The following is an 18,541-nucleotide window of genomic DNA, read 5'->3' as shown; positions in this document are numbered from 1 at the left end:
TCTCCTTACTTGTCTATTTTTGTAATCCCTAATTCACTGTAGACATTATAATTCAAAGACTTCAACAGCTCTTCTAATTCCATCTCCCTTCTTACACCAGAAGAAGCCTCTTTCATAAATATAGTTTTTAACGTCAATAATATTATCTTAATATCAAGCCACAAAGAATAATTTGTGATATATATAAGGTCCAATCTTAATTTGTCATCTACATCTGTCGTATACTTTCCAAATACCTGCGCAAGACCTGTTATCCCTGCCTTTACATTATGCCTGTACTTGTATGAAGGATACTGCTTTTCAAATTGTTCTACAAAATATGGCCTTTCAGGTCTGGGACCTACAAAGCTCATATCGCCTTTCAAAACATTAAATAATTGAGGTAGTTCATCAAGTCTAGTTGCCCTTAATATCTTACCTACTTTTGTAATCCTCGGATCGTCCTCTGTAGCTAAAACAGGTCCTGTCATCTTTTCAGCATCTTTGACCATCGTCCTAAACTTATACACATTAAACTTCTTGCCTTTTTCTGTTACTCTTAACTGCTTATAAATCACTGGACCGGGTGAAGTTGCCTTAATTAATACAGCAATTATAATCATTAGCGGCAAAGTAACCAATATGCCAATTAGTGAAAAGATAATATCAAAAAGTCTTTTAATCAATTTATCTTCATTGGTCAAGGAAGGGTAATTCACACTTATAGCAAGGACATCATCAAATTGCACAAATTGCGATTTTACTAAAAGAATATCTCTTAGATTTGGGACAATAAAAAGATGTTTCTTAATAAAAAAGACGGGTCTTAAGATTCTCATCAACGTCACTGCATATGTATATTGCGTCTACTTCGTTAATGTGGTTGATAATCTCATCATATCTTTGAGGACTTATTATGTACTTTATATCAAACCAACCTCTGGAACTTGAAATTAATTTCTTTGCTAATTTTTCTGCTACTTCTTTTTCACCTACAATCATTATTTTCTTCTCGCCATGTACATATTTTCTTACATTTTGTACTAAATATCTCCACAGGGACAACAATACAAGCTGAACTCCAAAAGCTATAAAAAATATACTTCGTGGAAATGCAAACTGCCTTATAAAAAATGTTGAGGCTACTGTTATAACCTGCAATAGCAATAAAGAAAGAATTAATGAAAATACTATATCCCCATAGCTTTTTCGTGAAATAGTATATAAACCAATAATAGCAGATAACGTAATTACAGGAATTAATTCATAATAAGGCTCAAGATTCACAATTGGTGGATTCATTCCAAATTTGATAATATAAGCAAGTATAAAACCTGCATGGATTAATAATAAGTCTACAATGAAGACAATAAATTTACTTAATTTAAAGAATTTATGAAAATGCTATGCATAACGACATATTAAAATTTATGCCCAATTGCTACTTAGAAAATTTCATTATTATAAATACAGACTGTATATCTCATCCATTTCTTTTAAAACTTTTTCAATAGCATAATTTTGTATAATTCTTTTACCTTCTTCTCCTATTTTGGTCCTCAATATTTTATTTTCGGCTAATTTTGTAATTGCTTTAGCTATTGCTTCTATATCATTTACAGGAACCAAGTATCCATTGATACCATCTCTAACTAAATCTCTATTCCCTCTTACATTTGTGGCAATAATAGGTTTACCTGTTGCCACTGTTTCCATTATAGCCCTTGGAAGATCTTTCTACAAAGATGTTAATATTAAAAATTATAAACCAAAAATAACCCCCACTATCTCAATATTTTGTAACTTAGCTCAATCAAGCTTGAAAAATCTCATTTTTTTACTAAATTTGAGCTCTTTTTACCTTTTTCAAATAAAGCCTTTTTAAAACAACACAACACCTCCCTTACGCAACTCTACTTTTAAAGTTGCCTTTTATTAGCATATTTTTATGTTTCTTTACTTAGCCCTCGACTACCCTATCATGTCTCTCAGGGTCATGCCCTTAATTACATTCCTTCCTCCTGCCTTTGAGGGCTTTTGGGGAGCTTCTTACTCGTATTCAGGGTCTTGCCCTTATAGGGGTACTACAGCTTCCCCAACCTTATTTGCTCTAAATTGATTTCATGCTCCCTAGGCTACTAATTCCTTTATTTGCTTCATACGATATTCTCCAAGTACTTTTTGTGAATCGTATTTTTCTTTCTTCTTAGCAAGCGTAAACATAACTCTTATGAGTTTTATTGAAATCGCAATTAATGCTTGTTTCTTCTCTAAAGGGTTTTCTCGCCTTCTCAAAAAGTAGTTGTAAAGTGCTTTAAATTCTTTGTTTTTGGCTACTAATGTCAGGCTTGCTTTGTATAGAAGATTTCTCAACTCAGGACGCCCTCTCTTGGATATCTTGGCCTTCCCCCTGTGTTTCCCTGATTGGTTATCCGTTATGTTTAATCCCCCAAGTTTCTGGATCTGTTTATAGTGTGTATAGTTCCCTATGTCCCCTACTTCTGCTAAAAATCCTGCTACTGTTATTACTCCTATGCCTGGAATGCTTAACAGATATTCTGCTATGTCTATTTTTTTGAGTAGTTCTTCCATGGCTTTTTCTATGGCTTCTAATTGTGTTTTTAAAAATTCTAATTCGTCAAGGTAAATGTTTAAACGTATTTGTGCCCCTTTTATCCCTTCTTTTACACCTATTGACCTTTTAGCTGCTTCAATGAGCTTTTCTGCCCTTTTCATGCCTACCCTGTTACTAGTGGCTTTCTTTAGCTTCCCTGCTATTTCTTCTTTGCTCAGTTTAAGTATCATGCTGGGAAATGGACAGTTCCTCAATACCCATAAGGCTGCTTTCCCCCACAAATTCTTGAATACTTCTTCAAATTCAGGAAAGTATTCGTCTAATATTGCAATGATTTTATTCTTTACACTGTTTAGTTTCTTTATTAACTGCTTCCTTGCAACTGAAAGGTTTCTTAAATCTGCATATGTGTTTTGAGGTAAAAGACAGTTTAGAAATTTCCCTTCTTTTATTAGTCTTGCAATTATTAACGCGTCCTTTCTATCGTTTTTTGATGGACTATTATCCTCCTCTTCTTTCCTTTGTTTTACATGATATGGGTTTACTATCACTACTGTATATCCCTTTTCTTTTAAAAACCATGCAAGTGGCTTCCAATAATGACCGCTTGGTTCGAAACCTATTAATATTTTTGTCGCTTTCGATTTTTCTTTGGCTTCAAGTATTTTGGATACTAGACGTTCATATCCATCTATGCTATTTTTAAATTTGAAGGGTTTTATTACTTCAAGTCCTATGTGATTTATTATTCTTGCATAATGGGTCTTTTTAGCTACATCGATCCCGACAAAAATTATATCGGAACTGTGGACTAAAAGTAGTTTCTGTACTTTGTTCATGTGTATCACCCTCCTGGTTATTGTTTTCCCTTTTCACTTTCTTTTTTACCAGGAGGGTTTTATTTTTTCAGGCTCTTTGTCAATAGTTGGGGTGGGTATTTTTTCTGAATGCCCACCTATAAATTTTATTACATGATACAGTAATATTTGTAAATTATTGATTATGATAAGAGATATAACTAGAAATATGGGTAGGTATTTATCTATGCCTTTTTATCAAAGCTATATAATATCCTTGAATATCATTCACCACTAAAAATAGTATTCAAGCATTGCAATACAATATCCTTTTTCTGAATCGATAAAAATTTCTGTAACCATATGCTATCCTTTTGAGTACCTTAATCTTATTGTTATAACCTTCTATCACAGAATTAGTGTAAGGTATGTCAAAGGCATTTGCTATTTCTTCAAACCAACGGTTAAATACTTGTACACATCTTTTGAATTCATCAATTTTGCTTTCTTTAGCTAACTGTATCCATCTTTTTAATTCTATTTTTGCTTCCTTTGAATTCTTGCATTTTAATACTTTATCATTAAATTCTTCTTTTAGAAGATATGCTATCCTTAAGTCGTCACTGCACCAGAACATTACTTCCAATTCTTCTTTTTGTTCTGGTGTTAAATTATCATACTTTGCAAGAAGTAGCTTACGGCTTCTTTTAAAATATTTTCTTTTATTGTCTGGTAATTCTTTTTGTATTCTTTTTCTTACATTTTCTATTGCCCAATATATGTATCTTGTAAAATGAAATTTGTCTATTGCTATTTTAGCTCTTTTGAAATATTTTTTTACTGTATCTGAAAACGGCTTCCACATGTCTATAATAACCCACTTTACTTTATCCCTGTCTCTAAATCTTTTGAAATATTCACTTAAATTTTCCTCTTTCCTGTCTTTTAAAATATCTAATATTTTTCTTTCTTTTGGATCTACAATAATGCAATGATATTTTCTGCCTCCGGAGTTCCCTTTGAATTCGTCTATACTGATAACTTCCGGTAATGTTTTATAATCGGGTTCTACTCCTACTCTGTCTAAAAGTCTCATCACAGTCGTAATTGATACTCCTGTAATTTCAGATATATCTTTCATGCTTTGCTGTTTTTTTAGTTGTTGTAGTATGTAAAAAGATAATCTGTTGGTCATTCTGTGATAGCGTGGCAAAAAGTCTATATGTTCATAGAACTTCTTGCCACAATGGCTGCAAACGTATCTCCTCTTTTTTAGTACTATCACTGTTGGTTTCCCGAATAGCGGTACATCTTTTATCCTTTGTACTCTGTAATCATGAATCTTAGATGTTACCTCCCCACATCTTGGACAAATATGTGGCTTCTGTTTCATCTTAATATGCAGCTCTATTCTACTGTCATTTTCTATGACACCTTCCCAAATTACCTCTTCAGATTTTAAGAATTTTGTGATATAATTACCTTGCACTTATTCTGATGCCTCCTTTTTAGATTGTTTTTCCACTTCTATTATAGCAGGCATTCAGAATAAGTGCTCTGTTTTTTAGATCCTTTTTATTCACCCCAACATTTATTATAGAACCGTAATTTTATTTTCCAATTTTAAGGTATTGACATATTACCGTGAGTCTTATTTTTCATAAAATTAGGCTTTTTACTTTAAAATTAATTATTACACCAAAAACTCCTCCATTTAAAGCTCTCTCTAGTTTCTCATTCAAATATTTTCTCTGTAAAAATATAACCAATCCTAAACCGGCTTTCACTACCTGAAAGTTTCTTGAAATTCGATAAACCATATGAAGTAATTATCAGGATATCTCTTATTCCAGCAAGCATAAGTGTAGATAATGGGCAGTAAATCATCGGCTTGCCATATGCTAGCAATAACTGTTTGCTGGTCATTATCGCTAACAAGTACAATCTTGTCCCCGAATCTTCTGCCAGTATTATCCCTTTATCATGAATTCATCCCCCTTGAGTCAATTAACTTATACGTACCAAATTAAAAAGAGCAATTGATGTTCAACCATTTAAATTCTCATTTTAAAAATTCTAACTTTAAACTACTTTACTTTTTAACATGTATCCTAATTTTTTGAAACGTAAGTCTATTTATAATGTCTCTTTCTTTATCAAAAAACCAGCCCCATTTATTGAAGTATTTTATAGCACTATCAATGTGATAATAAAGAAGCTTAAAATTTTTGTATGAACCTTTTCCATATTCGTGATATATATGAACGTAAGGGAAGTAAATAGTCTTAGCAACTTTATGAATGCGTCTTGTTAAATCCGTATCTTCTAAATACATAAAAAATCTTTCATCAAATAAACCAACCTTTTTTAATATGTTTGTTCTCAAGAACATACAGCATCCTGATAAATATGGAACTTCCACAATTTTATCATAGCCAGTAAATCTTAACTCATAGATTTCATTCCACTTTTCTATGAATTTTCTAAATGGGCCAAAATTTAAAAATCTTCTTCCAAATAAATCTATTGGTGTCGGCAGTAACTTGCATAAATACTGCAATTTACCATCTGGATATAAAACTTTTGGCATTATAAGTCCTACATCCGGGTTATTTTCCATAAAATTGTAAAGTTCTTCTAAAACTCCTTTTTCAAAATATACATCTGGATTCAAAACGAGATGATATGGTATATCTTCTTCAATTGATTTCCTAAGTGCTATATTGTGAGCTTTTCCAAAGCCAATGTTAGTGTTATTAAAAATATAGATAATTCTATGGTCTAACTTAGACAATTCGCTTAATTCATCTGTTGGTGAATTGTCTATTAGGTAAAGATTATGAATTAATTTTGATAACAGACAGCTATTAATTGCTTTTTTAACTGCATCTGGATTGTTTTTGAATAGTACTATAGATACATTAAGATTTTTCATTTAGTTTACCTAACCTCCCAATTATTCCATGATAAAAGCCTTTGAGAGTGTATTTTAAGTTTTTAGTGTGTGGTTTCATAAATATTGAAAAGCCTAATATATATCTGAAAGATTTCAAAAATAATGTAACTCTGAGAATAACACCCAAACTATTACATCTAAAAGCTAAGTAAACAGCATTTCTTGTAATATAGTAATGTCGTAGAGGGCTCCTTTGAGTCAGTATTTTAAATCCAATATTCTTAACATTATCTCCTAATCTATGATTAATTATCACATCAGCGTTTCCAATTATCTTATACCCTCTTATTATGGCTCGCCAGCACCATTCAAAATCAACCCAATCAATAAATAAATCATTATTAAACAATCCAATATCATCTAAACATTTAGCTTTTATTATAGTTCCAGAAGCGATTAATTGTAAGACTTCGTGCTTCCCTGATTTAGGATATACTTTTTTAAAACCAAACAAGCCTTTTTTAACAAAAGGTTGAATTTTTCCAGTAATTCTATCTAAATAAAGTGGGCCAGCCGCAGCTACTTTTTCATCTTTAAAACACTCCAGCATCTTTTCTACAAAATCATGTGGATAAACTGTATCCTGATCAGAAAGTAATATGTAATCTGCTTTTTCTTCTAAGGCTCTTTTTATTCCTACATTTTGAGCATAAGCTATTCCATAGTTATCAGCTAAGTATATAACTTCAATATTAGGGAATGTTTTAAGATTTTCAAGCATTTCACACTTACCGGGAGTATTATCTACTATAATGATTTTTGCCAATTGATTTTTTAGACTATGGATGCACTTTTCTAAAACCGCCATATCTGGTTTATAAGTTACTATCACTCCAAATATTTTGACCATTAATTTTACCTCCAGTATGTTTTTACATATTTAAATTTAATAATCTAATTGTTTTGGAGAAATAATAAACAAAATGTGAGATTATCAAAAGTAAAAGAATTTCCTTTTGTTTAAAGTACAGCACCAAGTTTGGTAACAAAATTATTGAAATAACACCAAAAAATTCCGAAATTCTAAATGCAAAAACAGGTAAAGGAGAAAAGAAATAAAACATAAATAACATTATACCTAATATTTTTATAAAAAGTATGTCGTAGGTAAATTTAATCTTATTCATTACATAGCAAAACAAGCCGAAATATAAAACTACTAATAAAGAAGAATAATAGAAATTTAAAATATTTATTTTCGAATGTTCTCCTAACTTCAATAATGATAAATATGTGCGTATTTTGTAAGCTAAAAATTCTGGAAGTACACCAACAAAATTTGTAAGAAGCATTTCTGATAAATTGAAATACGCAAAAAGCAAACCAGTTATCGGCAATAGAAGATATATTATGCTTATTTTCCTGGGATTTAGGAAATATAAAGGAACCATTATTATTGCACTATAATGAAACAACGAAGCAAGTAAAGCCTTTATAATGAACCTTTTAAAATTTCTGTTGTAAATATCAGGAATTGATAATAGAAAAATTCCAGCTGCGACACCAACTCTTATTTGAGTCATTTCATGAAGAATAAAATAAATGGATAAATAAGCAATAACACTCAACCAAGGTAATTTTGATAACCTTTTTATAGCTAAAAATTTAATAGAGACACCTAATGCAGCAAAAATCAAAAAGAATGTGTGAATGTTGCCGTGGAATAGAACATCATTAAACCATTTAATTAGCCAAAAAGCAGGTTCTTTATCTAAAAAATTAACTTCAGTAACTGATTGAATAAATGTCGCGTATGCAGTAGAATCTCTATCTAATCCTACTGGTCTTAGACCTGCAATTAAGATAAGAATTAATGCTGTACTCCAGAATAGAAATTCTGATAAAAACTTTCTAATCGCAGAAGACTTCGAATTAATAGGCTCTGGATAGGTTACATTCATTTTTCCCACCATTCCTTGATTAATTTACCTACGTAGTTTAGTAGAATGATGTAGATTTTAGGATAGCTCATTTTTCTCCCCTCACAAAAATTTTCTTCAAATCTTCTACAAACTTTTGCGATTCATTTTTTATAACTTGTCTAATAATAATCAAAGTCTTTGTATCTTTTTACAAAGCAATCCTTTATTTTTTCTATAGATTTTAGGTATGTTTTCCTCTCTGCCTTCAAATTTATACTCATCTGGTGTAGGAACATATTCAGAAAATGTGGCATAATAAAACTTATTCTCCGTATAAAATCCTTTTAGACTTCTTATTATCAAATTTTCCTTTCAATCCATCAAAATAAGCACTTAAGACAAATTTTATATGCTTATACTTAATGGTCATCATATATAGTGATTCCAAATATAGGTCTAACTACCCTCTTTATCATTTGAATATAAAACAGCAATTTATTGTGTGAATACTGCTTTCCTAACCAAACAAGATTTCTCATGCTATAGTATAACAGCCAAAATTTATTAAATTCTATTCTCTTGCTTCTTCTACCTAAAAAACTTTTTTCACTCCTCCTTTTGCAGCTTCTTTATAAACTACAACACTTTTAGCTACGAGTAGAATTTTCCCAATAGTACAAAGGTGTATACAATATTCTACATTATTATGGTGAATAAAAAACTCCTTCTTTGGAAAACCTATATTCCCAACGGCCTTTCTTTTTACTAATAAACCTACAAATGATGCCATATCAATTTCAACAACTTGTTTCTGCTTTCTACTTCAGAATTATTATCAACAGCGATTATCTTATATACTCCCTCGATCTTCTCAAAGATTAGTGCACGTTCGTTAACAAGGGCAATGTTTACATTCCTGAAGATATTTTCAACCATTTTAACAGTTTTGGCAGCCCTGCAATCTTTCACTGGTACAACCTTTTCAATGATACTGCCATATAATAATGATGCAGGCTCTGTAAACTCAGGAATTAAGCCACAAACAACCTTTGGAGTGTTCTCAATTTTGTATTTTTTATTCCCAGGATCTACCCTCTCAGGAGAATAGCTACCATAAAATCCCAGATGACTTTCAAATTACTTTCCTCTTCCAGGATGGAGATTAAAACCTCTTCTGTAGTCCCGGGGTAGGTGGTACTTTCCAAGATAACAAACTGCCCATCTTCAAAATTTTCCAACCGTCCTAGCGGCGTCTTTCACATATAAATCCGGAGTCTTATTCTCAGGGAGGGGCATGGGCACTGTAATAATGACAAAATCACATTTTTGAGTTCGTCAGGGGTATTAGTCGGATGAAGTCTATTCTAAATTAATGTCATCTCCTTTAATATCCTTAATATAGAATTCTCTCTTTTTGAGTAGGTTTATCTTTTCGGAACTTACGCCGTATCCAAAATTTAGGATTATTGTTGATACTATTGGATTCCTAATTTTCATAGCATATCACCTTATTATTTCATTATATATTTCTAGGTATTGTTTAGCAATTTTATCAGTAGAAAACACCCTACATGCTACTTCCCTACATCTCAATGAAAGTTCATCTTTATTACTCGCAATATTCTCTATTTTTCTTAAATCAATGTTCTCAAGATCATCTATTACCAATCCAACATTATATTGTTCTATAATCTCCTTTGCACCAAGCACTTTTGAATTAGTAATAATTGGTAATCCAATAGCCAAGTATTCTACTGTTTTTATGCTAACTCTAATATCCTCTTTTTCCATTAAATTTAACCCTAAATCAGCCATTGCCAAATATTTGGGAACATCAGGTAAATCTGCAGAAATGGCAAAATATTCATCTGATTTAATCCCATACTGGTTAAACACATACTTTAATTCTTTTATATCTGGCGTTATGAACAAAAAACAATGTTTTATATTAAGTGTTCTAAGTTTAATTATAAATTCCGCGTAAACTTTCGGATTATTCCAATGATTACCTAAACTTCCAGAATAAGTAAATACTATTTCATCATCACTTATCCCTATTTTTGACCTAAAATTCGCACGAATTCTGTTATCTGGTATAAACTTTGCCACATCCACATTATTTGGTACAATTACAAAACTTGATTGAGAGGATATTTTTCTAAAATGTTTAACATAAGTATTAGCAATTGCTATTGTAACATTCGATTCTTCTAAATATCGCTTTTCTAAGTACTTCCACATTTTATATGTAAAGGATTGCTCTGTCCATCGACCCGCAGTTATATTCTCTTCAGGGAAAGGAGATCTAGGATCAAAAATGATTTTTAAGTTTTTGTTAATTTTTTTTATAGTTATTGCGGCTAACATTATAGGGTATGAACGGCAGTGTAGGATGTCAATTTTTTTAATAAATGTTAATAATAATAGAATTGGAAAACTTTGCAAAAATATTATTGGAATCATATACCATTTAGCATTGAACCAGTCAAATTTAGGCGGCACTAAAGAGGGAATCGTTATTAAAATTATATTATTATCTTTCAACTCCTCACTAAGAATACAATATTCTCGATAGCGTAATATGACCCTATGGAGTGGTTGAAACGCAAACAGATAGAATTTATCATCTGGACATCTTCTACCCATCTTTTTTAAAACTTCGATCACTTGCCCCCTTAAAATTGGGGAATTCAGCCATTCAAGCCATATGGCGTACGCGATTTTTTTCATATATATGCCCACCTTATATTTTTTATCCTATAACATATATTTCATTTTTTCAATGCAAAGAATCTATGGTAAGGATACTCAAACACTCTATATGTTTTTACAATATTAAATCCTACACTTTCAATATCTTTCGTTATTTTATTCAATGGATAACCTGCCTTTCCTATTTCCCAATAATGTTCTCCGTCGAATTTGTGAACGGGCGGTCGTAATCGCGGCAAAGGAATCAATTTCTTTATTATTCCAACTCTTGGAATATGAACATACAAACGATAAACTCTGCTCGCATCAGGTAATGATAAAATTGCATAAGATTTGGAAACTCGAAATATTTCAGAAAGGGCTTTCTTAAAATTTTCGTAAGGTAAGTGTTCTAAAACTTCATAACACGCAACTACATCAAAGGAACTTTCGGAAAATGGAATATCTAAAACACTTCCCACTGCATCTGGCTTTAATCTTTCATCAATATCTAATGTTACCACATTCACTCCTCTCTCTTTGAGGTACTTGGAAACAAAGCCATTCCCAACCCCGATTTCAAGTACTTTCTTTGGATTTAATTCCATAATTTCATTAATTTGATGCCAATAACTAATAAAACGCTCTTTTGTATCATAAGACTTATTGAAATAATGACCTGGATCAACTTGTGGTTTCATTTCTAAACACCTCTAACTTTTGACAAATACTCTTTTATGAGTGGTTGAAGCTCATAACCTAAAAATTTATCCATTACACAAATTGTACCAATATATGATAAAATACCTGCTGTTGTACATAATAATAGTCCAAATTCCGGGCAATCCAATATTAATTTTTTAAAGAGGCAAAGATAAAGTGTTTAATCCCTCTCTGCCGTGCAAATTCTAGAAGATTTTGCGCTCCTTTCACATTTACTTCTTAAATATCCAATAGGATCTTTAATTGAAGGACAAACTCCTGCTTTTGCAGCTAAATGAACTATTACATCATAATCATCAGTTAATTTTTCTTGAAGTGCTTCCATATCTCGTATATCTATTTCAAATAGCCGATATGTCTTAGAATCAAAATGAGCAGAAATGTTTTTTCTTTTAATAGCTGGGTCATAAAATGGGTCAAAATTGTCAACCACAGTGACTTGCCATCCTTCTTTTAATAACCTGTCCACCAAATAACTTCCTATAAACCCTGCTCCTCCTGTAACTAAAGCGTGTTTCATCTGCCCACCCCCATGTATGTAAATCCTGCTTCTCTTGCTTCTTTAGGCAAGTAAATATTTCTCCCATCAAGTAATATAGGGGTGCACATCACACTGGCTAAGCGTTTTAAATCAAGCTGACGATAAAGCTGCCATTCCGTAGCAACAAGTACAGCATCTGCCCCTTCTGCTACCAGATAAGGGTCATTTACAAATGTTATTTTTTGAAGTTCTTCAGTAGTGAAAGCTTTACGCGCATTTTCTATGGCAACAGGGTCATGGGCACGGATATAAGCTCCCCTTTCAATGAGTAGCCTAATAATATCAATTGCCGGAGATTCTCTTACATCATCAGTACCTGGTTTAAAAGATAAACCTAAAATTGCAATTGTACGTCCTCGTACACCTTTTAACACTGACTGTAATTTTTCAACTGTACGCTCTCTCTGAATCTGATTGACTCTCCGTGCTGCTTCCACAATAGGCATCTCATAGTTGTATTCTCTACCTACAGCAATTAGGGCAGCAGTGTCTTTTGGAAAACAGTTGCCTCCCCATCCTATACCTGCATTTAAAAAACGGAGTCCAATGCGTGTATCTAACCCGATACCACGAGCAACTTCTGTAACATCAGCACCTACTTTTTCACAAAGCCCAGCAATTTCATTTATAAAACTTATCTTTAGCGCTAGAAAAGCGTTGGCAGCATATTTTATCATTTCAGCACTTACAGGATCAGTTGTGATGAGGGGCGGAAGGCTGTACCCATCACGTCTAGGAATAGCTTGAGGTGGGTCAAAAGTTTGTTCTAAAATTGGTCTATACATTCTTCTGAGCATCTCAATAGCTTCTGGATCTTCTGAACCAATAACAATTCTATCTGGATAAAAGCTATCATAAAGCGCCATTCCTTCACGTAAGAATTCAGGATTTGAAGCAATATATACAGTAGATTTAACATTTCTTTCTTCTAGTGTTTTTTTAATTACATGAGCAACACGCCTATTAGTACCAATTGGCACAGTTGACTTTACAACAACAGTATATGTATGCCCATTTATTAGCCCTTCTGCAACAGTACGAGCAACTTCTTCTACGTAATGTGTATCTGCTTCTCCATTAACTTTCGCTGGAGTACCAACGGCAATCATAATAATATCTGCTTCGCCAACATTAGGCTTTAAATCAGTAGTAAAAGTAATATTATTTTTTAAACTAGCTAATAGCTCTTCTACACCAGCCTCATGTATTGGACTTTTCCCTTTTTTGAGCAGTTCTATCTTTTTTTCATCAATATCTACCCCAACAACGTTATGTCCAATATAAGCAAGCATGACCGCTGTCGTTAAACCAACGTAACCCGTCCCAACAATTACTATTTTCATTCCCTTGTTTGTGCTCAATTTCTTTCGCTCCTTTATTAAATTTTTAAAATTTATTCCTACAAAAATAAAAAAATCCCCCTGCCCATCCCAATTATACGAAATTATGATTTCGTATAATTACTTTTCTTTTCATAAAAGAAAAATAATTGGTACAACCCTACTAATTCAAATATTTCTTTAAATCATCTATTTTTTCTATTTTTAAGATATCTTTAGCTACAAGAAGTAAGGTATTATCATCTAATTTTTTAAGCGCTTCTATATATTCAGATGGTACATTCGTAAATTTTTCTTTTAGTTGTTCTATTAAAACCGCAAGTATTCCTTCTATTTTACCTTCTATTTTACCTTCCTTTCTGCCTCTTCTTAACCCTTCTTTTATTCCTTCTTTCCTACTCTTTTTAATAAATTCTTCTTTAAGAGTACGTTCTAAATTGGAAATCATAAATTCCACCCCCTTACTACCTTCTAATATTTCTCTAACCTCTCTTTTCCTTTCTTCAGGTAAGAATCTAGACACAATTGATAAAAACCAGTTTTTCAACAATATGAACTCATCTTCTGATATATCTTTCAGCACATCCGTTAATTTTTTTAATCGTTCTATTAACTCTTCTCTGCCTACCCTTCTATCCAGTAGAAATACACTACCTATAAGATTAGATAATTGCAAAAGCTCTTCCTCACTATACCTATTTACGTCGATAAGAATATATTTAAAATCTACTATATTTTCTCCAAACAATTCGTAGGAATCTATCGTTTCTTTAAAGCTCAAGCAAGCAGTCCATCTATTAATTCCATTATACAACACAATAGGAATAATTGCTGGTAATTTGTAATCCTTTCTTTTTTGTCTATTTAACGACGTATCTTTAAGAATTTCTCTCCACACTTCAATTATATACAATAACAATCTGTATGGCATTTGAAAATCAACTTTTGATTGTAATTCCAACAATATATAAAAGAAAACTTCTTTATTCTCCAATTTTACTTGATAAACCAAATCAGCCTCTTTATTTTTAAAATCTTGTAATATGAAGGATTTGTTTATTCGTATTACTTTAGATTCGTCTATTTCATTTACCCAATCTTTTTTGACAAAACTTCTTAAAAGCTCAATAAATACTTTTTTATGAGAAAGTAGGTATTTATAGCCTTTATCATGAGGGGCATTTAAATTCTTTTTATTTTTATCAGTTTCCATCATATCTCACCTATATTATATCATTTATTACCTACTTACTTATAGAATAAAGCACGAAAAAGATAAAACCTCACACTCAGGACGCAAGTACTTAAAAAGCACTACCTCCCTTTTTTAGGCTTTATTACCACCAATAAAACTTATGGGCGCCGAAACAGCCTTATAAGTTTTATTGGATCATGTCAAAATTTAACGTGAACAATAATATATATTCGACGTAAATTTACATTTTCCTTCTTTTCCAAAGGAATTTTTTATAATTTTATAGAATGATATTCCATAAAAAGATTGTAGTAAACCTTTGAAGTCTGATATTATTCCTTCTTTATGCTGGATAACTTTCTCATTGATCTTCAAATATTTTGTAATCTCCTTTTCCTATAAATACCACTAATGCTTTCTTTAAGTTTTGTTTATCTTTAAATTGCATACTTTCACGATACCTCTTTAATTGTTCTTTCCCTTTTTCTATTACCTCATCAATATATTTTTCGTCACTTTTCTTTACATACTTTAGCTCTAGCAGCCATTCGTATTTTACATCTGGTATTCTTATGTCTTTTTCTAAATAAATATCTATATAACCTCCCTCTGTTTCTTTCTCACTTATAGGCTTGTATATGTTACTCATTGTCAAGTATGAAAAGAGTATTATTTTTATATACTTTTCATCAAATTTTATTGTATCTCTATTGGATAATACTTTTAGAACTTTTTCACTTATAAATTTTATAAAATTCTTTATTTTTCCTTCAAATGCCATTTCCCATATGGCTTTTGCTATTTCCAGCATTTCGTATTTTATATTGTTTTCTTCCTTTAATTTTCTACCGAAGTACTCCCAATACATTGTTTTTATTACGTAATTAGGTATGCCAAGTTCTAAGATATTGTACCTGTAATCTTTTATTGTTAATAAGCCCATATAAAATAGAAGAGAAATAAAGTATTCTTCATCGTACATCCTGTCAAATGAAAATTTTGTTACTATCTCCGCTACTATCCCTTCCTCTTTTATGATCCTCTCTAGCAATGCCTTGTTCTCTTCATTCATTGTAAGCCTGTTTAGCCTGCCATAGTCTGTCTTTACATTGTCGTCTATTAAATTTCTAGGCGGTTTTTTGTATCTTACTATGCTGTCAAGATAATACAATACCATGTCGGGATTGTATATCCTCTTCTCCGCTTCTGCACTAAATAAATAACCATCGTATAATTCTTTTAATTCTTCTAATGATTTTTCTCTTTCTTTTTCCTCTATCCCTACTTCTTCTAATATCTTCACCACTTCTTCTTCTGTAAATCCCAGCATCTCATTTAAGCTTAAATCCATTGTGACGTTTAACGCTATGTTAAATCCACTCGTTAAATCGTCTAACATTATTGGCGATATCCCTGTTATGAATATCCTGTCTATTACACTCTCTGTCCCTATCTTCAATGTCTCATAAAAGTCTCTTACAAAGCCTGATGCCCTCACTATCTCTCTGTAAAATTCATTATCCCCCATCGCTATTATGTCATTGGCAAAATGGTCGTATTCGTCTATTATTAGATAAATCTTTTTACCTACTTTTTTTACTTCATTTATAATCGTCATTATAACTGCATTTATATCCGTTATTTGGTCAATTTTTTTCCTTATTTCTTCCGTATTTTCTAATATACCCTCGTATCTGCCTAATAAAGCATTTATTGAATTTTTCATACTTAACAAAAAGGACTCTTTTAGTTTGTCTTTGTTTTCTGTGTTTAGGCCTGAAAAATTCAGCTTGAATATCATATAACTGTTCTTCAGTTTTGTTGGGTTCTTCCCTATATATAAGTCGCCAAATAATTTTTCAAAGTCTTTTTCATTGTTTATGTCATAGTAGTTCTCTAATGTGGAAAGAAATAGACTTTTCCCAAATCTCCTCGGCCTTATGAAAAATAGGTATTTGCTATTTAGATTCTCTATCTTCTCTATATACATCGTTTTATCTACATACAGGTATCCTTCTTCTCTCATCGCTCTGAAATTGGACATCCCATAGGGTATTTTCTTCATCTTTACCCCCTCCTAATTTTCTTTTTTCATGCTTTTTAACTGAAATTCTTCTTCGTGCTTCGCAGGCCCTTCGCTTCTTCCAGAGTTCGCTACACCACGCTTCAGAAAAACAAAATGATAAACTATATTTTACAAAAAAAGACACACTTTATAGTGTATCTCGATGTCTTAGGTTTGAGCCAGAGCAAACATTTCCTGTAAAAAATAAAACAGAACAAATTCTGTTGCTTCTATTAAAACAATTAATAAAATAATAAATACTCTATCCTTCCTTATATTCAAACACAGGAACTTCAATAATTTTCTCTGGTACTGATTCATAAAAATACTCATCAAGTTTTAACGTAGTTTCTGCATCAAAATATTTTTCTCCACATTCTTTGCAAACCCACGCCGGAACATTTTCCACAACAATGAGTTTTCCATTAATCCATTTTTCAAGTGTGACTTTTGTTTTTATTAACTTTTCACAGCCACACTTAACGCATTTATTCACAATCATTGCCTCCTCTCGTTCTCTCATCTATCCATTTAGGCGGTTCAGGAATATAAACCGTTATAATCACCAAATTATCCTTTATAAAACCACAAACAGTATGAATAAAAAGCTCATCTTTCCTACCTAAAACCAAACAACTGTAACCACGAGGGTCTTCTGGATATGTTTCTATGATTTCGCCGTTTAAAATTGAAACTAAAACGTCAGATATTCTTAAATTTCTTTCAATTAATCTATCTAAAGCATGTTCACTTAAAAACCACTGTCCCTTCAAGATTAACTTTTTTATAGTTTTTATATCTAATTCCTTCATTTGCTATACTCCTTTGTTTTATTATATCATAACAGAGATAGTTTTAATAATATTAAACAAGTTTTTATTTTCACACACATATTATTCCTTTCACAATTCATTCTGATTTTTTATTTTGCTTTTTCTGGCAGTTACAAAAAATAAAAAAACAACAATGACGCCTTATTCTAGCTATAATAAAAATTTATGTGGAATAAGGCATCGTCAATTTATTCAATTACTTGGTATTCATCTTTTTGTCATTTCTCAAATTAATTCAGCCCAAAACCGATAAAATTTTTCAGATTAAATAATCTTGTGATAAAATTAATGCTAAAGGAATGTGAAAAAAATTCATCACATTCTTTTAGCATTAATTTTTTAATTGGAGATGTTGTTTTATGCAAATAATTTTTCATGTTGATAACATTGAAGAATATTTGCAAAGAAGTAAAGATTACAATTTTCCTGACCCACCAGACAGATGCCCTCATTCTGACTGCAAGTGCAGAGTAAAACTAAAAAAGCACGGTTTTTACTACCGTTACTATTTAGATGGACCTAACTGTGTAAAAATAGCCATAAGAAGGTATATATGCCCTGTGTGCAAAAGGACTCTTTCCTACCTCCCTGATTTCTGTATTCCTCATTTTCAGTATTCTTTCAATATGATTGTAAAGTCTTTAAAAGAGACACTTACAAGAGAAAAAACTCTCAGTTCTTTCATAAATGACTTAAAAAGAAACTTCCCTACCATACTATTTTCAAGACAGCATATATATTTTTACACCAAAAGGATAATGAATAATTTAAGTTTTATCATATATGGATTAAGGCAAATAGACCCTTACATAAAGTTATTCGAGGTTAGTTCTCAAAGAGAGAGGGCCAGAGAGATTTTGGACATAATAAACATTGTACCACTCTTTTCCCAACGGTTTTATGCCCATTGCCAAAAATCATTTCTGGCCCCTCTCACATAATTTTAGCATTAAACATGAAAGATTTAAATAAAAATTTTGATTT

General features: G+C 31.6%; 19 protein-coding genes. 1 reads left to right on the top strand and 18 read right to left on the bottom strand.

Annotation, left to right across the window (positions count from 1 at the left end; translation table 11 throughout):
• Positions 1 to 5: 5 nt before the first annotated feature.
• The 18 genes from THEWI_RS15765 to THEWI_RS03810 all read right to left on the bottom strand — a co-directional run bounded on the left by THEWI_RS15765 (position 6) and on the right by THEWI_RS03810 (position 17,536).
• Positions 6 to 818 carry a sugar transferase gene (locus THEWI_RS15765; RefSeq protein WP_341853093.1) on the bottom strand — a complete coding sequence of 271 codons (813 nt, stop codon included), beginning with the start codon at positions 816 to 818 and terminating at the stop codon, positions 6 to 8.
• Entirely contained in the window at positions 787 to 1,266 is a 480-nt protein-coding gene (locus tag THEWI_RS15760) for a hypothetical protein (protein ID WP_341853092.1), read from the bottom strand. The genes THEWI_RS15765 and THEWI_RS15760 overlap by 32 nt, the downstream gene beginning before the upstream one ends.
• A gap of 174 nt (positions 1,267 to 1,440) precedes the next feature.
• A complete protein-coding gene (locus THEWI_RS03885) occupies positions 1,441 to 1,698 on the bottom strand; it encodes a glycosyltransferase (protein ID WP_341853100.1) in 258 nt (85 codons plus the stop codon).
• 411 nt (positions 1,699 to 2,109) lie between these two features.
• On the bottom strand, positions 2,110 to 3,393 hold the full coding sequence (locus tag THEWI_RS03880) for an IS110 family RNA-guided transposase (RefSeq protein ID WP_014062518.1): 1,284 nt from the start codon (positions 3,391 to 3,393) through the stop codon (positions 2,110 to 2,112).
• Positions 3,394 to 3,658: 265 nt separating this feature from the next.
• Positions 3,659 to 4,840, bottom strand: coding sequence for an ISL3 family transposase (locus tag THEWI_RS03875; RefSeq protein WP_014062517.1), 1,182 nt, complete (start codon positions 4,838 to 4,840; stop codon positions 3,659 to 3,661).
• Between the two features lie 245 nt (positions 4,841 to 5,085).
• Positions 5,086 to 5,319, bottom strand: a complete 234-nt coding sequence (locus THEWI_RS15225; RefSeq protein WP_483027929.1) for a sugar phosphate nucleotidyltransferase — start codon at positions 5,317 to 5,319, stop codon at positions 5,086 to 5,088.
• 124 nt (positions 5,320 to 5,443) lie between these two features.
• Positions 5,444 to 6,286, bottom strand: a complete 843-nt coding sequence (locus tag THEWI_RS03870) for a glycosyltransferase family 2 protein (RefSeq protein WP_014062516.1) — start codon at positions 6,284 to 6,286, stop codon at positions 5,444 to 5,446.
• Positions 6,273 to 7,157, bottom strand: a complete 885-nt coding sequence (locus THEWI_RS03865) for a glycosyltransferase family 2 protein (protein WP_014062515.1) — start codon at positions 7,155 to 7,157, stop codon at positions 6,273 to 6,275. Before THEWI_RS03865 ends, THEWI_RS03870 begins: the two co-directional genes overlap by 14 nt.
• Before the next feature lie 22 nt (positions 7,158 to 7,179).
• A complete protein-coding gene (locus THEWI_RS03860) occupies positions 7,180 to 8,208 on the bottom strand; it encodes an EpsG family protein (protein WP_014062514.1) in 1,029 nt (342 codons plus the stop codon).
• A 735-nt stretch (positions 8,209 to 8,943) separates the two neighbouring features.
• Entirely contained in the window at positions 8,944 to 9,138 is a 195-nt protein-coding gene (locus THEWI_RS13630) for a hypothetical protein (protein WP_052877852.1), read from the bottom strand.
• A 534-nt stretch (positions 9,139 to 9,672) separates the two neighbouring features.
• Positions 9,673 to 10,899 carry a glycosyltransferase gene (locus THEWI_RS03845; protein ID WP_014062513.1) on the bottom strand — a complete coding sequence of 409 codons (1,227 nt, stop codon included), beginning with the start codon at positions 10,897 to 10,899 and terminating at the stop codon, positions 9,673 to 9,675.
• Between the two features lie 41 nt (positions 10,900 to 10,940).
• A complete protein-coding gene (locus THEWI_RS03840; protein WP_014062512.1) occupies positions 10,941 to 11,561 on the bottom strand; it encodes a class I SAM-dependent methyltransferase in 621 nt (206 codons plus the stop codon).
• A gap of 182 nt (positions 11,562 to 11,743) precedes the next feature.
• Positions 11,744 to 12,103, bottom strand: coding sequence for a GDP-mannose 4,6-dehydratase (locus THEWI_RS03835; RefSeq protein ID WP_014062511.1), 360 nt, complete (start codon positions 12,101 to 12,103; stop codon positions 11,744 to 11,746).
• Complete coding sequence (locus THEWI_RS03830) at positions 12,100 to 13,485, bottom strand: UDP-glucose dehydrogenase family protein (protein WP_014062510.1); 1,386 nt, start codon at positions 13,483 to 13,485, stop codon at positions 12,100 to 12,102. Before THEWI_RS03830 ends, THEWI_RS03835 begins: the two co-directional genes overlap by 4 nt.
• 142 nt (positions 13,486 to 13,627) lie before the next feature.
• Positions 13,628 to 14,680: an Rpn family recombination-promoting nuclease/putative transposase gene (locus THEWI_RS03825; RefSeq protein ID WP_014062509.1), complete on the bottom strand. Its 1,053-nt coding sequence runs from the start codon at positions 14,678 to 14,680 to the stop codon at positions 13,628 to 13,630.
• A 340-nt stretch (positions 14,681 to 15,020) separates the two neighbouring features.
• Positions 15,021 to 16,724, bottom strand: a complete 1,704-nt coding sequence (locus THEWI_RS03820) for an ATP-binding protein (RefSeq protein WP_014062508.1) — start codon at positions 16,722 to 16,724, stop codon at positions 15,021 to 15,023.
• 262 nt (positions 16,725 to 16,986) lie between these two features.
• Positions 16,987 to 17,226, bottom strand: a complete 240-nt coding sequence (locus tag THEWI_RS03815) for a type II toxin-antitoxin system MqsA family antitoxin (protein WP_041589194.1) — start codon at positions 17,224 to 17,226, stop codon at positions 16,987 to 16,989.
• Complete coding sequence (locus THEWI_RS03810) at positions 17,213 to 17,536, bottom strand: DUF4258 domain-containing protein (RefSeq protein ID WP_014062506.1); 324 nt, start codon at positions 17,534 to 17,536, stop codon at positions 17,213 to 17,215. The genes THEWI_RS03815 and THEWI_RS03810 overlap by 14 nt, the downstream gene beginning before the upstream one ends.
• Positions 17,537 to 17,916: 380 nt before the next feature.
• Between THEWI_RS03810 and THEWI_RS03805 the strand changes: the two genes are divergently transcribed.
• Positions 17,917 to 18,498 (top strand): DUF6431 domain-containing protein, encoded by a 582-nt coding sequence (locus tag THEWI_RS03805; RefSeq protein WP_014062373.1) that lies wholly within the window; start codon positions 17,917 to 17,919, stop codon positions 18,496 to 18,498.
• The last annotated feature ends 43 nt before the right edge of the window (positions 18,499 to 18,541 follow it).

The organism is Thermoanaerobacter wiegelii Rt8.B1 (genome assembly GCF_000147695.2).
Classification (GTDB): Bacteria; Bacillota; Thermoanaerobacteria; order Thermoanaerobacterales; family Thermoanaerobacteraceae; genus Thermoanaerobacter; species Thermoanaerobacter ethanolicus.
Note: the sequence above shows the minus strand (reverse complement) of the source record. Positions and strands in the feature narration are given on the sequence as shown.